This is a genomic window from Flavobacterium sp. H4147, assembly GCF_029360735.1.
GTDB lineage: Bacteria > Bacteroidota > Bacteroidia > Flavobacteriales > Flavobacteriaceae > Flavobacterium > Flavobacterium endoglycinae.
Map to the genome: position 1 here is coordinate 814,831 of NZ_JARKNB010000001.1, position 15,024 is coordinate 829,854.

Annotated in this window: 15 protein-coding genes; 8 read left to right on the forward strand and 7 right to left on the reverse strand. The window is 33.6% G+C overall.

Annotation, left to right across the window (positions count from 1 at the left end):
- Positions 1–53: 53 nt before the first annotated feature.
- The 3 genes from P2W75_RS03535 to P2W75_RS03545 all read left to right on the forward strand — a co-directional run bounded on the left by P2W75_RS03535 (position 54) and on the right by P2W75_RS03545 (position 1,369).
- On the forward strand, positions 54–293 hold the full coding sequence (locus tag P2W75_RS03535) for a NifU family protein (RefSeq protein ID WP_012023406.1): 240 nt from the start codon (positions 54–56) through the stop codon (positions 291–293).
- Positions 294–511: 218 nt separating this feature from the next.
- The gene (locus P2W75_RS03540) at positions 512–991 is read left to right on the forward strand and encodes a hypothetical protein (RefSeq protein WP_207298141.1); all 480 of its coding nucleotides are present in this window, start codon (positions 512–514) and stop codon (positions 989–991) included.
- A gap of 60 nt (positions 992–1,051) precedes the next feature.
- Entirely contained in the window at positions 1,052–1,369 is a 318-nt protein-coding gene (locus P2W75_RS03545) for a 2Fe-2S iron-sulfur cluster-binding protein (RefSeq protein WP_091490641.1), read from the forward strand.
- Between the two features lie 57 nt (positions 1,370–1,426).
- Here P2W75_RS03545 and P2W75_RS03550 read toward each other — a convergent pair whose 3' ends face one another.
- The 6 genes from P2W75_RS03550 to P2W75_RS03575 form a co-directional block, all read right to left on the reverse strand.
- A complete protein-coding gene (locus P2W75_RS03550) occupies positions 1,427–1,555 on the reverse strand; it encodes a hypothetical protein (RefSeq protein ID WP_276378946.1) in 129 nt (42 codons plus the stop codon).
- A gap of 27 nt (positions 1,556–1,582) precedes the next feature.
- Positions 1,583–1,933: an SMI1/KNR4 family protein gene (locus P2W75_RS03555; RefSeq protein ID WP_276378947.1), complete on the reverse strand. Its 351-nt coding sequence runs from the start codon at positions 1,931–1,933 to the stop codon at positions 1,583–1,585.
- A 118-nt stretch (positions 1,934–2,051) separates the two neighbouring features.
- Complete coding sequence (locus P2W75_RS03560) at positions 2,052–3,041, reverse strand: aspartate-semialdehyde dehydrogenase (RefSeq protein ID WP_207298143.1); 990 nt, start codon at positions 3,039–3,041, stop codon at positions 2,052–2,054.
- Between the two features lie 149 nt (positions 3,042–3,190).
- Positions 3,191–3,865, reverse strand: coding sequence for a hypothetical protein (locus tag P2W75_RS03565; RefSeq protein ID WP_276378948.1), 675 nt, complete (start codon positions 3,863–3,865; stop codon positions 3,191–3,193).
- A gap of 121 nt (positions 3,866–3,986) precedes the next feature.
- Entirely contained in the window at positions 3,987–4,373 is a 387-nt protein-coding gene (gene mscL, locus P2W75_RS03570) for a large conductance mechanosensitive channel protein MscL (RefSeq protein WP_207298145.1), read from the reverse strand.
- Positions 4,374–4,441: 68 nt separating this feature from the next.
- Entirely contained in the window at positions 4,442–6,910 is a 2,469-nt protein-coding gene (locus P2W75_RS03575; RefSeq protein ID WP_276378949.1) for a bifunctional UDP-N-acetylmuramoyl-tripeptide:D-alanyl-D-alanine ligase/alanine racemase, read from the reverse strand.
- A 165-nt stretch (positions 6,911–7,075) separates the two neighbouring features.
- On the opposite strand from P2W75_RS03575, the gene P2W75_RS03580 reads away from it, so the two are divergent.
- Positions 7,076–7,681, forward strand: a complete 606-nt coding sequence (locus tag P2W75_RS03580; RefSeq protein ID WP_207298147.1) for a hypothetical protein — start codon at positions 7,076–7,078, stop codon at positions 7,679–7,681.
- Here the strand turns inward: P2W75_RS03580 and P2W75_RS03585 are convergent.
- Positions 7,676–8,383, reverse strand: a complete 708-nt coding sequence (locus P2W75_RS03585; protein ID WP_207298148.1) for a porin family protein — start codon at positions 8,381–8,383, stop codon at positions 7,676–7,678. The two genes, P2W75_RS03580 and P2W75_RS03585, sit on opposite strands and share 6 nt — an antisense overlap.
- A gap of 225 nt (positions 8,384–8,608) precedes the next feature.
- Here P2W75_RS03585 and P2W75_RS03590 point away from each other — a divergent pair, with 225 nt between their 5' ends.
- The 4 genes from P2W75_RS03590 (at position 8,609) to P2W75_RS03605 (ending at position 14,953) form a co-directional block, all read left to right on the forward strand.
- A complete protein-coding gene (locus P2W75_RS03590; RefSeq protein ID WP_207298676.1) occupies positions 8,609–8,959 on the forward strand; it encodes a hypothetical protein in 351 nt (116 codons plus the stop codon).
- Positions 8,960–9,105: 146 nt separating this feature from the next.
- On the forward strand, positions 9,106–11,313 hold the full coding sequence (locus tag P2W75_RS03595; protein WP_276378951.1) for a TonB-dependent receptor: 2,208 nt from the start codon (positions 9,106–9,108) through the stop codon (positions 11,311–11,313).
- Positions 11,314–11,561: 248 nt separating this feature from the next.
- Positions 11,562–13,670, forward strand: coding sequence for a prolyl oligopeptidase family protein (locus P2W75_RS03600; RefSeq protein ID WP_276378952.1), 2,109 nt, complete (start codon positions 11,562–11,564; stop codon positions 13,668–13,670).
- 287 nt (positions 13,671–13,957) lie between these two features.
- Positions 13,958–14,953: a Gfo/Idh/MocA family protein gene (locus P2W75_RS03605; protein WP_276378953.1), complete on the forward strand. Its 996-nt coding sequence runs from the start codon at positions 13,958–13,960 to the stop codon at positions 14,951–14,953.
- Positions 14,954–15,024 lie beyond the last annotated feature (71 nt).

Sequence of the window (15,024 nt, forward strand, 5' to 3'; positions counted from 1 at the left end):
ATAAAATAATTTTATAATTAGCACATTTCTTTAATATTGATACTTTAAATATTATGACAACAGAAGAATTAACAAATAATGTTTTATTGGCCTTAGACGAGATTAGGCCTTTCTTGAAATCTGATGGCGGAGATATTACATTAATCTCTATCGACGATGATAAACATGTTAAGGTGCGTCTTGAAGGAGCCTGCATTAGCTGCAGTGTAAATCAAATGACATTAAAAGCTGGAGTAGAAACTACTATTAAAAAATATGCACCTCAAATCGAAACTGTGGTGAATATAATGTAACAAAAACAATCTTTTTGTTTCCTACACCGCGGTCTTTCAATTAACAAGAATAGTAGGCCTTTAATGGATTAAAATCAAAATAATTCATTTAAAAGCCAATTTTATATAGTGTTTTTGAGGATTTGATAAAAAACAATACAAAGTTTTAAGAGTTTTAGTTCATTATTTGTTACATTTTTAACTTAAATTTGTGACATAACCCTAAAAATCTTAAATGTATGAAGAATTTTTACGCTCTATTTATTTTATTGTTCGTTGCAGCAGGGAGTTACGCGCAAAATAAAACAGTTGTTGTGGACAAGGCTTGGGTAAATGAGTCTGAAGAATGGTCAGATTTTACGTATTCTGGAAAAATTGTCTTTTCGATTAATCCAAATGACCCGCCTGGAACCTTAAGTATTGGAAATTATGATTTCTTATACGATTTTGTAGAAGGAAAAGGAAAATTCGCAAATAAAACAACTTACAGTTCTGCTCAGTTTTTAAATCCAAGAAAGGTTTCTGTAACTACCGACAAACAGGGAGTTTTAAACTCTACTTACGAAGGAACATTAATTTTTCAATCTGATAGAGATTATTACTCTGTAATAGCAGTTGTCACTATTCTTGAAAAGAACGACAGTGTTTTAGGAGTAAAAATGCGCCTTAAAGAAAGTAACAGAAAAGAATACGCGTTTAGCACAAAACCTACGAGTTAATATTAAATACAGGATTTTTTCACGTTATAAAATCCTACCAATAAAATTCCAATAATTAAAATGGATGTATTAATCAAGATTAAAGATCGAGAAGGAGTTATACACGAATTACAAGCTCCAACTGATATGGCAATGAACATAATGGAGTTATGCAAAGCATACGAACTTCCTGTTGAAGGAACCTGTGGAGGAATGGCAATGTGCGCTTCCTGCCAGTGCTATGTTTTAAATGATGTTGCATTACCAGAAATGGGTGACGATGAAGAAGCCATGCTGTCGGAAGCATTTTATGTTAAATCTAATAGTCGTTTAGGCTGTCAGATACCAATTACTGAAGATTTAGAAGGTTTAGAGCTGGAATTAGCTCCTGAATACTAAAAAAAATCCAAATATTTAAAAAATCCAAATTCCAATACTTAGGAATTTGGATTTTTTTTAGTTCTCACTTAAACCACTTGGATCAAAAGGCTCAAATTCTCTTTCTGAAAATGCTTCTGTTAGAATTCCAGCTGAACACAACCAGGTAATTGTTTCTTCAAGTGAATTTCCAGCTTTATAAATCATTTCACTATATCTTGGCAATATATAATATTAATTGTTCCAGAAAATGATTTCATCGCCATCAAAAGTATCTCCAATTCTGATGGAGTTCAGCACTTCTTCTTTCGTTAAAACCTCTTTTCCTTCGTCCCAAAACCAATATTCGGCAATACGGTTCTTCCATTCTTCTAGAGTAAGAATTATGGTCTCAGGAAGATAAATCCTTACATAAGTTCCTCCAAGAATCCCGCTTCCGTATGTTTGGACATATTCTTTATAATCTTCATCAAAAGAAAAGTTTAATGTTTTCTCGCAAGCCAATATATCTTCTTCATCAGCTGTAAATAAGTCCGTTTTATTGGTATTATAATTGGGAATAATCTTGTAGTTATCGAAATTCATAACGTTTAAATTTTAATTGCTAAGTTACTATTTAGTGAAACTATTTATCACAAAAAAGCCGTAACTACTTATCGTAATTACGGCTTTCTCTATAACAATTTTCTTTAATCTCAACGGATTAAACCAAACCTGCCTTTATTAAGTATTCAGCAATTTGGATCGTGTTTGTTGCTGCACCTTTTCTTAAGTTATCGGCAACAATCCACATGTTTAATGTATTTGGCTGGCTTTCGTCACGACGGATTCTTCCAACAAAAACATCATTTTTACCTTCTGCGTACAAAGGCATTGGGTATGTAAATGTATCTAAATTATCCTGCACCACTACTCCATCAGTATGGTGTAGAATTTCACGAACTTCATTTACATCAAAATCGTTTGTAAACTCAACGTTTACCGCTTCACTGTGTCCGCCTACAACTGGCACGCGAACTGCAGTAGCTGTAACTCTGATTGTATTATCACCCAGAATTTTTTGAGTTTCACGCACTAATTTCATTTCTTCTTTAGTGTAGCCGTTATCTTCAAAACTGTCGCAGTGTGGAATGGCATTTCTGTGGATAGGATATTTGTAAGCCATATCGCCTTGAACTCCTGCGTACTCGTTTTCTAATTGTTTAACCGCTTTTACACCAGTACCTGTAATAGATTGGTACGTAGAAACGATGATTCTTTTAATGTTGTATTTTTTATGTAAAGGTGACAAAGCCAAAACCATTTGAATAGTAGAACAGTTTGGGTTTGCAATAATTTTATCTTCTTTAGTTAAAACGTCAGCATTGATTTCTGGAACTACTAATTTTTTAGTTGGATCCATTCTCCATGCAGATGAGTTGTCGATAACCGTTGTTCCAGCAGCAGCAAATTTTGGAGCCCATTCTAACGAAGTATCTCCTCCTGCAGAAAAAACAGCAATATCAGCTTTCATATCAACAGCTGTCTGTAAGCCTACTACTTTATATTTGGTTCCTTTGTATTCGATTTCTTTTCCCACTGATCTTTCTGATGCAACAGGAATTAATTCTGTAACAGGAAAATTTCTTTCTGCTAAAACTTTAAGCATTACTTCGCCAACCATTCCGGTAGCACCTACAACTGCAATTCTCATTTTTATATTTTTAAATAATCAATTAATCAAATTTGTAACGCAAAAGTAAGTATAATAAAAGTCTCTACAAGGCGATTCACAAAAAATAACAAAATGTTATAATTTAAACAAATTTTGAAAATATTAAAATCACTTGGGATTTCTGTAAATTAGTCAAACTCTTCATCTGCCCATATAAGCCTTCTATCAATATTTGAGATACTGAGGTTCTCCTTTTCATTAATTTTTATAAGTTGGTCTGCAAATATCTGTAAGATTTTGTTTGCCTCGGCAATTGCTAATTTTAAATCTATTTTTTCAATTTCAACTATATTTACAGGAACTGGGGGAGCAAAACTTTCTCTTATTTCAATGTCAATAAAATCAAAACGAATTTTATTCTCGTTCTCGGTTACCCGCGGAAAAGGATGACCTGGATAAAAACTCCTTGTTTTTCCTGATATCAAACCTTCCCATTCTTTTATATCGGCTAAGCAGCCACAACATTGAGGAAAATAAACATCAACATCATCAAGTCGTAAAACATAACCTCCACTAAAAGAGCAAGCTAAATCTTCTATTCCATTATTTTCTTCTGTTTGTTGCGTTTCAATTTCTTTATAAATAAGCAACAGTAAATCTTCGTCTGATATTTCATCCACTTTATACAGCCAAGAGCCTTTAGTATAGGATTTAAGATTCTCCGAAAAACCATCCGCTTTATTACATAAATAATGATAAGTTTCCCATTCGTCCTTGTATTTCCAAGAAGGCCCTAAATCAGGGAGTTTTATATTTTCATTACTATTAAAAATTTCAAGTACAGGTATTAATTCCACTTTCATTATTATCAAAATTATAGATTATTTTTTTTGTAAAAATATTACTTTTCCTACAAACAAGTATCTATAAACCAAAAAAACCGCCTCTTTAGAAGGCGGTTAAGTTAGACTTAGTGTAGCGGTATTATATATTTTTATTTTTCAAAAGATCTCTAATTTGTGTAAGCAGTTCTTCCTGAGTTGGAGCTGCAGGCTGATTCGGAGCTGGTTCTTCTTTCTTTTTAAGATTACTTATCCCTTTAATAATTAAGAACAAAACAAATGCTACAATTATAAAGTTAATTACCGCCGAAAGAAACATTCCGTATTTTACGCCTCCAAAAGCCGTAAGATCCTGAATTTTTTCTAAATGTGCTGCTTCTAGAGCGGGTTTTAATACCAAAGGTGTAATTACGTCTTCAATGAATGAACTTACAATTTTACCAAAAGCAGCTCCAATAATTACAGCAACAGCAAGGTCAACTACATTGCCTTTCATTGCAAATGCCTTAAATTCTGAAAAAAATCCCATATCTGATTTGTTTAGTTTAACATTAAATGAATATCGAAAATACGCAATTTAATTGAAAATTCTTAACGCTATCGGAAAAATACGCGCTTTACTCTTTGCGAAATACTGGTCATAATCTCATACGGAATGGTTTTTAACGCCACAGCCATTTCGATAACAGTTGGGCTTTCGCCAAAAATAATCACCGAATCGCCTTCTTTGCAATCGATATGGCTTACGTTTACCATTAACATATCCATGCAGATGCTTCCTACGATTTTGGCTTTTTGATTTTTAATCGTCACATACCCAACTTCATTTCCCCATAGCCTTGCAATTCCGTCGGCATAACCAATAGGAATGGTTGCGATTTTGGTTTCTCTATCGGCCATAAAACGACGTCCGTAACCTACGCTGTCGCCGGCAGGAATAGTTCGAACCTGCGAAATAATCGATTTTAAAGTTCCAACATTTTCCAAATATTTCTGTTCTGCTGGATCATTGGAAACTCCATATAAACCAATTCCTAAACGTACCATATTATATTGTGCATCTGGAAAATTACTGATTCCAGAAGTATTTAAAGTATGTCGGATTGGGTTTATGTTTAATTCTGTCATTAATTTTGAAGACAGTTTTTCAAACAACGCAATCTGCTGTCTCACAAAATCAAAGTACTGCGGATCATCACTTGTTGCCAAATGTGATAAAATGCTTTGTACACGAACGCTTGAATTCCCTTTTAAAGTTGCAATCAGTTCATCGATTGTATTGTTTTCAAAACCTAAACGATGCATTCCAGTATCCATTTTAATATGTATTGGATAGTCTTTTAAGTTCTTTTCTCTGGCAATCTTTAAAAAAGCATTCAATCCTTTTAAGCTATAAATTTCAGGTTCTAATTGATATTGAATAATCGAAGGAAAACTGGTTGATTCAGGGTTTAAAACCATTATAGGCAGTTTGATACCGCCATTTTTCAATGAAATTCCTTCATCGGCGAAAGCCACACCTAAATAATTTACTTTATGATGTTCGAGTAATTTAGCAATTTCAAGTCCACCGTTTCCATAACCAAATGCTTTTACCATAACCATCATTTTAACGTCTGGTTTCAGCTTTGATTTAAAGTAATTGAAGTTATGAGTTATGGCATCTAAGTTAATTTCCAAAACGGTTTCGTGAGTTTTCTCTTCTAGAAGCGATACAATTTCTTCAAACTGAAAAGATCTTGCTCCTTTTATCAAAATGGTTTCATTATTAAAATCAAACCTTTCTATTTCATTGATAAAATCGGCTGTATTTTGAAACATCGTACTGTTAGCAAATTTATCTTTGAAAGAAGAAATCGTAGGGCCAATTCCAATTACACGATGAATTTTATTGTCTGAAATTAACTGGGAAACTTTTGAATACAATTCTTCATTCGAAAATCCGCTTTGAAAAATATCCGATAGAATCACGGTTTTTGAAGCATTCTTTTTCTGGCTTTCCAAAAAGTCCAAAGCAATTTTTAAAGACTGGAAATCAGAACTATAACTATCGTCGATAATACTGCAATTGTGAATTCCGTTTTTAACTTCCAAACGCATTTCAACTGGATAGAGCAGTTTTACACGGCTTTGAATAATTTCAAAATCGTATTTGAAATACAATAAGACCAACAAACAAGAAATCGTATTTTCTATGGATGCTGAATCGCTGAACGGAATTTCTAAATTGAATATTTCGTCATTATATTGATATTGAATAGTCGTAATATCGTCTTGGGTTTCTTTTTTCAGAATATAAACAGAAGCTAAATCATCTGTAAAACTCCATGAAAAAAGTATTCTTTCTGGAAGCGGATATTCGGCACAAAAATCTGCCAGACATTGATCTACCAATTTATTTTTTTGGTATACAATAACTTTTGATTTTTTGAAAAGCTGTAATTTCTCTTTGATTTTTTGTTCAGCATTTTCGAATCCTTCATCGTGAGCAGAACCAATACTAGTTAAAACACCAATGCTGGGTTTGATGATTTTTTCAAGATTCACCATTTCATTAACCGTTGAGATTCCGGCTTCGAAAATTCCTAAATTGTGTTTTTCGTTTATCGCAATAACTGATAATGGAACTCCAACTTGCGAATTGTAACTTTTCGGGCTTCGAATGATATTGTAATCGGGACTCAGCAAAAAATTAAGCCATTCTTTTACAATTGTTTTTCCGTTACTTCCCGTTAAACCAATTACCGGAATATCGAATAAATTACGATAATAGGCTGCTAATTCCTGAAGTGCTTTCAGCGTATTTTTAACTACTAAAAAGTTGGCTTTTCCCTTTACATTTTCGGGAATATATTGCACCACAAAGTTCTGAACTCCTTTTTCTATAAGTTCTGAAATGTATAAATGAGCATCGTTATTAACACCAGAAAGGGCAATAAACAAGGTTTGCGACCCGTTTTGTAAAGAACGGCTGTCGATCGAAACGTGATCGATAAAAGTGTCATTATCAGAACCTGTCCATTCAGCATTAAAAACTGAAATCAGGTTTTTTAGGTTTATGCTCATTTTGAAATTTCTTTTTGTCAAATTTAAAAAAAGGTTTGCGACGAATCTCTCAATTTTTCGCTAATTTATTTTTGAGTTAGAAAGATGTTTAGTCAGAGAAATTCTTGTAATTGCCAACAAAAACATTATTTGATTATATTTGTTTAATACCACAAAAATTACGTTTTGAAAAAAATCCTAGTTTTATTCTCCTATATATTTCATCCGATTTTTATATCGATGTATGCCACATTGTTTTACTTGTATTGTAAAGATGATATTTTTACAACTCAAGAAAAATATTTTGTCCTTTTTCAAATTTTGGTCATTACCATTATTGTCCCAATATTATTTTTTATGCTATTGCGTTCTACAGGACATGTAAAATCGATGATGCTTCCTGAGAATTCTCAAAGAAGAGTTCCGCTTATACTGCAGTGTTTTTTATATATTTTACTGGTAAAAAGAAGTATTGTAATTGTTCGTTATCCCGAACTGCATTTCTTTTTTCTGGGCGCTTTGTTTACCACTATTGCGGCATTGGTATTGTCATTATTCAAAATTAAAGCAAGTCTGCATGTGGCAGCAATAAGCGGTTTTATGGTATTTGCTGCGGGATTAAATCTGCATCTTCAAATGCAGAATCCGTATTGGTCCGCTTTTTTAATTTTAATGACTGGAGTTGTGGCTTCATCACGACTTGAGATGGAAGCACATACACCAAAAGAACTCGTAGCAGGATTATTAATTGGTGTTCTGCCTCAGGTATTATTTTTATACCTGTGGTTATAAGATGTAGAAGATCAAACCTGCATTTAAGGTTTTTAAATTCAGTTTTTCTCCTGTTAATAAGGTAGTGGAAGAATCAAACAACGGATTTAAACCATAATACACATAAATATTCCAAGTATTATATCCTGCCGAAAGATAAGGTCCGTATTGAAATTTATTAATATCTGGATTATTATTGATTCTGTATTTATTTTCGCCATCATCTAAAAGTGATGTGTTTGAAAAAGCATAACTGAATTTCATTCCTAAATAAACACGCCAGAATTTATAACTTTCAAAAGTGGAATTACGCCATCTAAATTCTATTGGAAGTTCTACAGAATATTGTCGGTATCGGTTAGAAACAAATTCTCCGTAATTATTAACGGCATAAACAGGCGCTCCTGCCGGATCTTTAGAAATTGTAAGGTTTTGATAATAATTTTGATAACTCAATCCTAAACCTGCTGCAATAGCAATTGTTCTCGATTTGTTAATAGGCATATCGCGCAGAAAACCTCCAGAAAGTCCTAGTGAAAATTTATTCTGTTTGAATTTATCTGGAAGATCTGTAAACATGTTATAGGTTACCGAAAAATAAAACTGGTCTTCTCTGTACAAAGAATCTATTTTAACTATAGGTTTTATTTCTGGTTTAGCACTTTCCTGCGCAAAAACATTGAAAAACAAGATTAAAAACAAACAGCTAAACAGTGATCGCATATATTTTTTAGATTTTAAAACAGAATTAAATATTGAAACGTTTTTAAGATTAGTTTTATTTCACTTACAAATATAATATAATGCCAGTTCAGGATGCGATTCTAAACAAAATATTCTGTTTTTGATGACGAATAAAAGGGTTTACTGAACTTTTTTCAAATAATACGCAGCTGAAAGCAAAAAATCAATCCGTATTTGTATGATCTTTTATACCTTTGTTGCTCGATGAAGAAAAAACAGCTCATATTAAGTTTCTCTTTTGCTGTAACAGTATTGTTCTCAATATTGTTTCAGTCGATACACAGTTATGAGCATATTGTAAAACAGCTTTCCGAAAAGCAGTGTCATCATAGTTACAACGACCCAAGCGGCGAAATAACACACCAGCACCATAATTACGACGTTTGTTTTGTTTGTAATTTTGCTTTTGAATCATTCACTGTTCCACAGAGCTTTTCTTTTCAGTTTTATTATTTCAACAGCGATATTCCTTATTTCTTTCCGCTGACTGAAAAGATTTTTTCAATTTCAAAAACCCCGTATTTATTACGAGGACCTCCTGCTGTAGTTGCTTAAACTCCACCATCAAAAAAATCTTTCTTTCATTTAAATTCAAAACTACGTTGAGTTTCCTAATCCTATTTTAAAAATCAGGATCAGAATACTTTGCTGTATGTTTCAATTTTGTTGAAGGAAAAACAATTAACTATAGCATCATCCAAATGAAAAAATTCATATTAGCCCTTATTTTAGGGATCTCGAGCATTGTATCTGCTCAAAATTCAGTTTCAGGAACTGTAACTGATACACAAAATAATCCATTGCCTGGAGTCTCTGTTTATGCTCCTGAATTACATAAAGGAACTACAACTGACGCAAACGGAAAGTACGAATTAAACAATCTTCCAAACGGAAGTTTACGTATTGCTTTTACATATGTTGGTTATGCCAATCAAAATAAAACAATCGCGAAATTATTAAAACAGAATACTTTAGATATTACACTTGAAGAATCTATTTTAGAAATGGATGAAGTGGTGGTTTCTACACCTTTCAACAAACTCCAATCACAGAACGTAATGAAAATTGAGCATGAAAGCATCAAAACATTACAACAAAAAGGAACCTCTACTCTAATTGAAGGTTTAGCCACTATTCCCGGAGTTTCTCAAATTTCAACTGGAACTTCGATTGGAAAACCAGTAATCCGAGGACTTAGCGGCAATCGTGTTTTGGTGTATTCGCAAGGCGTTCGTATCGAAAATCAGCAGTTTGGAGACGAGCATGGTTTAGGTTTAAATGATGCTGGAATAGAAAGTGTTGAAGTTATCAAAGGCCCGGCATCGCTATTATATGGTTCTGATGCTTTAGGAGGAGTTTTATACTTTAATCCTGAGAAATTTGCCGATGCCGGTACTTTTAAAGCCAATTTCAGTCAAAAATATTTTACCAATACAGAAGGAAGCAACTCTTCTATCGGATTAAAAACCTCAACTGACAATTGGAAATTCTTAGCTAGAGGAAGCTACAATACCCATTCTGATTATAAAATCTCAGGCGGCGACCGCGTAACGAATTCACGTTACAACGAAACCGATTTTAAAACTGGAATTGGATATAGCAATTCCAGTTTTTCAAGTGTTTTAAGATACAATTACAACAAATTGGATATTGGAATTCCAGAAGAAGGAATCGCTGAACAATCGTCAAGCAAGGACACACAATTTCCAAGACAAGGAATCTTCAATCATTTATTGAGTTTAAACAATGTTATTTTCTTCGAAAACTCAAAATTAGATGTCGATTTAGGATATATTTCTAATGACCGAAGCGAGTTTGAAGACAGCAACGAAGCATCTTTACACATGAAATTGAACACTTTCAATTACAATGCAAAATATCATTTTCCTAAATTCGGAAAAATCGAAACTATTGTAGGAGTTCAAGGAATGCACCAAACCAATAAAAATTCTGGTGAAGAATATTTAATTCCAGATGCTACAACGAATGATTTTGGTGTTTTTGGAACTGCAAATTACGAATGGGACAACAGCGTTATTCAAGCTGGATTACGTTTCGACAATCGAAATATTACTTCTATCGCTCACGGAACTGAAGGTGAAGAAGGATATTTTCTGCCTCTTGACAGATCATTCGATAGTTTTAATGCATCGTTAGGTTACAAAACCAAATTGGCAGAACCATTTACGCTTCGTTTAAATGTGGCAACCGGATTTAGAGCGCCAAACTTAGCCGAATTAACTTCAAATGGTGTGCATGAAGGAACAAATCGTTACGAAATTGGAAATGCCGCTTTGAAAACCGAACAAAACGTTCAAACCGATTTAAATTTAGAATATAAAAACACCCATTTTGAGTTTTTTGTAAACGGATTTTACAACCACGTAAACAATTACATTTATACTTCGCCAACTGGAGAAACTCGTGATGATAATGATGTGTTTGCTTACGTTCAAGATAATGCACAATTATACGGTGGTGAAGTTGGTTTACATTTTCACCCGCATCCTTTAGATTGGCTGCATTTTGAAACGAGTTTTGAAACGGTTACCGGTAAAAAAGAGAACAAAGATTATCTGCCTTTGATTCCTGCAAACAACTGGAATAATACACTTAGAACAGAATTCAATATCAAAAACTGGTTAAGTGAAGGTTTTGCTTCTTTAAATGTTTCTTCAACTTTCAGCCAAGATAATGTAAGCGGTTTCGAAACAGCTTCAAAAGGATATACTTTGGTAAATTTAGGTTTTGGAGGAACTGTTAAATTAGGAAAAACTGCTTTCGACATTAACTTAAACGGAAACAATTTATTTGATAAAAAATACATTGCGCACCTTTCAAGATTAAAAACAGATGGTATTCCAAATATTGGAAGAAACATCGTTTTGGGAGTTAATTTCAATTTATAAGATTTTTAATTTAACCGCTAAGTAAGCGAAGGTTTCGCAAAATACACAAGCTTATTTCACTTTTAAAAATCTCGCAAAGACGCGAAGTCGCAAGTAATTAAAAAACTTTGCGTCTCTGCGCCTTTGCGAGATTAAAATTTTGCTCTCGATAACTATGGGGATTGCAAAAACTCATTACGTCCTTTGCGGTTAAAAACTTATCATTCTCACAAAAAGCATTATTTTTGTTACAACAGATAAAACTAACTATGAAAAAAACATTTTTATTAATGGCAATAACAACTGCAGGGATTTCATTTGGACAAGGTAAAATTCAATATCCGCAAACTAAAAAAGGAGAAACTGTTGATGTTTATTTTGATACTAAAGTAAGCGATCCATACCGTTGGCTAGAAGATGATAAATCTGCCGAAACAGCTGCTTGGGTAAAAGCTGAAAATGAAGTGACCTATGGTTATTTAGATAAAATTCCGTTTCGTGAAGAATTAAAAAAACGAATGGAAAAACTTTGGAATTACGAAAAAATCGGAGCTCCATTTAAAGAAGGAAAGTTTACCTATTATTATAAAAACAACGGACTTCAAAATCAGTCTGTGGTTTATAGAAAAGATCAAAACGGTAAAGAAGAAATTTTCCTAGATCCGAATACATTTTCAAAAGACGGAACTACTTCTCTTGGAGGATTGGATTTTTCGAAAGACGGAAACAAAGCGGCTTATTCTATCTCTGAAGGCGGTAGTGACTGGAGAAAAGTCATTATAATTGATGCCGTTACTAAAAAGGTTTTAGAAGATACTTTGGTGGATGTAAAATTCAGCGGTATTTCTTGGTATAAAAATGAAGGTTTTTACTATTCAAGTTATGAAAAGCCAAAAGGAAGTGAATTATCTGCTAAAACAGATCAGCATAAATTGTACTTTCATAAGTTAGGAACTTCTCAAAAAGAAGATAAAGTCATTTTTGGTGCTGATCAAAAACGAAGATATGTTAGCGGTTATGTTACCGAAGATGATCATTTCTTAATTATTACAGCTGCCAATTCTACTTACGGAAATGAATTATATATCAAAGATTTAACTAAACCAAACAGTCCGATTGTTACTATTATAGACAACTTTGATAATTCATATTCCATAATAGAAAACGAAGGAACAAAATTATTTATCGAAACAGATTACAAAGCGCCTAACGGGCGTGTAGTTTTAGCTGATGCCAATAATCCAAAACAAGAAAACTGGAAAGATTTCATCAAAGAAACCGAAAATGTACTCAATCCATCAACTGGAGCTGGATACTTTTTTGCAAACTATACAAAAGATGCCGTTTCGTTTGTGATTCAATATGATTATAACGGAAAATTAATCCGTGAAATCAAACTTCCAGCTGTAGGAACTGCCAGCGAATTTGGCGGTAAAAAAGACGAAAAGATTCTATACTACAGTTTTACCAATTATACCACTCCAGGAACTATCTTTTCTTTTGAGCCAAAATCAGGTAAATCAGAAATTTATCAGAAACCAAAAGTAGATTTCAAAAGCGAAGATTACGAGTCTAAACAAGTTTTCTATACTTCAAAGGACGGCACAAAAGTTCCAATGATTATTACGTATAAAAAAGGAACAAAATTAGACGGTAAAAACCCAACAATCCTTTACGGTTATGGCGGATTCAATATTAGTTTAACACCAAGTTTCAGCATTGCAAATGCAGTTTGGATGGAAAACGGCGGCGTTTACGCTGTTGCCAACCTAAGAGGTGGCGGTGAATACGGAAAAAAATGGCACGATGCAGGAACCAAACTTCAAAAACAAAATGTATTTGATGATTTTATCGCTGCCGCAGAATATCTAATTACCCAAAAATATACCTCATCTGATTATTTAGCAATTCGCGGAGGATCTAATGGAGGTTTATTAGTTGGTGCTACAATGACACAACGCCCAGATTTGATGAAAGTAGCTTTACCAGCTGTTGGAGTTATGGATATGCTTCGTTACAATGCTTTTACAGCCGGTGCAGGATGGGCTTTCGACTACGGAACTGCTCAGGATAGCAAAGAAATGTTCGAATATTTAAAAGGATATTCTCCGGTTCACAACGTAAAACAAGGAACGCATTATCCTGCAACAATGGTAACTACTGGAGATCATGACGATCGTGTAGTTCCAGCTCATAGTTTCAAATTTGCATCTGAATTGCAAGAAAAACAAACAGGCAACAATCCGGTTTTAATTAGAATCGATGTTAAAGCAGGACACGGAGCAGGAAAATCTGTTGCGGCTACCATTCAAGAGAATGTAGACATTCAAGCATTCACACTTTACAATATGGGGTTTACTGCTTTGCCAAAAAAGTAAAACTTTAAGCTTAATTTTTTTATTAGCCACGAATTCACGAATTATTTTCTGAATATCGTGGCTATTTTATTTCACGCAGATCTGGCAGATTTAGGCAGATCTAAATTGATTTAATTTAAAAAATCTGAGAGCATCTGCTTAAATCTTTTTAAATCTGCGTGAAATAAATTCGAACAATTAGCCACAGCATTTTTAAACTCATAGATTAAAATAAAATTCGTGAATTCGTGGCTACCTTTTTTATACAAAGCTTTTATACTAAATTTGAGAAACTAAAAACTTAAAGAATGGAAATTATAAAATGGGGAATTATTGGCTGCGGAAATGTTACCGAAGTTAAAAGCGGACCTGCTTTTCAGAAAGCTTCAAACTCTGCTTTAGTTGCCGTCATGCGAAGAGATGCAGCTCTTGCTGAAGATTACGCAAAACGTCACAACGTTCCGAAATGGTATTCAAATGCTGAAGATTTAATAAACGATCCAGAAGTAGATGCTGTTTATATTGCCACTCCTCCATCTTCTCATAAAGAATACACTATTTTATGCGCTAAAGCCGGAAAACCGGTTTACGTTGAAAAACCAATGGCTTTGACATTTGAAGAATGTAACGAAATGATCAGTGCCTGCAAAGAACATAATGTACCTCTATTTGTGGCATATTACAGAAGAGGTCTGCCTCGTTTTTTAAAAATTAAAGAAATAATCGATCAAGGAAAATTAGGAACTATTAGACACGTAAATTGTGTTTTATACCATCCGTTTGAGAAACGCTACGATGATGAAATCAATCTTCCGTGGACTGTTTTGCCACATATTTCAGGTGGAGGAATTTTTGTGGATTTGGCTTGTCATACTCTTGATTTCTTGGATTTTGTTTTAGGTCCCATAAAATCTGTCCGCGGACATGCCACTTCTCAATTACTAGCTTATCCTGCAGAAGATGCGGTTTCGATGTCGTTTTTATTTGAAAACGGAATTCACGGATCTGGAATTTGGAATTTTGCCAGTTTCGAACGTTACGACAATACCGAAATTGTGGGTGACAAAGGAAAAATCTCTTTTTCTACTTTCGGAAATGATCCTATTCATATTCAATATGCAAATGGAGAAAAAGAAAGTATTACGATAGAAAATCCGCTACATATTCAGCAGCCGTTTATTGAAACTGTTATTGCTGAACTTTTGGGTAATGAAGGCGCTTCTCCATCAAAAGGAGTTTCTGGCGCAAGAACAACCTGGGTTATTGATCAGGTTTTGAAGGAATTCAGAGAAACTTCGAGATAATTATTATGTTCTAATTTGAATTGCTTCCTGCTTTAGCTGGAGGAATTTTTTCAAAGAATTTTAAGGCTTTA

Bases quoted from the DNA above. Each gene is read 5' to 3' on its own strand.
- P2W75_RS03560 (WP_207298143.1), bottom strand. From the start codon at position 3,041: ATGAGAATTGCAGTTGTAGGTGCTACCGGAATGGTTGGCGAAGTAATG.
- P2W75_RS03565 (WP_276378948.1), bottom strand. From the start codon at position 3,865: ATGAAAGTGGAATTAATACCTGTACTTGAAATTTTTAATAGTAATGAA.
- P2W75_RS03550 (WP_276378946.1), bottom strand. From the start codon at position 1,555: ATGATTTATAAAGCTGGAAATTCACTTGAAGAAACAATTACCTGGTTG.
- P2W75_RS03590 (WP_207298676.1), top strand. From the start codon at position 8,609: ATGAAGAAAAAACAGCTCATATTAAGTTTCTCTTTTGCTGTAACAGTA.
- P2W75_RS03585 (WP_207298148.1), bottom strand. From the start codon at position 8,383: ATGCGATCACTGTTTAGCTGTTTGTTTTTAATCTTGTTTTTCAATGTT.
- P2W75_RS03600 (WP_276378952.1), top strand. From the start codon at position 11,562: ATGAAAAAAACATTTTTATTAATGGCAATAACAACTGCAGGGATTTCA.
- P2W75_RS03605 (WP_276378953.1), top strand. From the start codon at position 13,958: ATGGAAATTATAAAATGGGGAATTATTGGCTGCGGAAATGTTACCGAA.
- P2W75_RS03540 (WP_207298141.1), top strand. From the start codon at position 512: ATGAAGAATTTTTACGCTCTATTTATTTTATTGTTCGTTGCAGCAGGG.
- P2W75_RS03555 (WP_276378947.1), bottom strand. From the start codon at position 1,933: ATGAATTTCGATAACTACAAGATTATTCCCAATTATAATACCAATAAA.
- P2W75_RS03545 (WP_091490641.1), top strand. From the start codon at position 1,052: ATGGATGTATTAATCAAGATTAAAGATCGAGAAGGAGTTATACACGAA.
- P2W75_RS03595 (WP_276378951.1), top strand. From the start codon at position 9,106: ATGAAAAAATTCATATTAGCCCTTATTTTAGGGATCTCGAGCATTGTA.
- P2W75_RS03575 (WP_276378949.1), bottom strand. From the start codon at position 6,910: ATGAGCATAAACCTAAAAAACCTGATTTCAGTTTTTAATGCTGAATGG.
- mscL (WP_207298145.1), bottom strand. From the start codon at position 4,373: ATGGGATTTTTTTCAGAATTTAAGGCATTTGCAATGAAAGGCAATGTA.
- P2W75_RS03535 (WP_012023406.1), top strand. From the start codon at position 54: ATGACAACAGAAGAATTAACAAATAATGTTTTATTGGCCTTAGACGAG.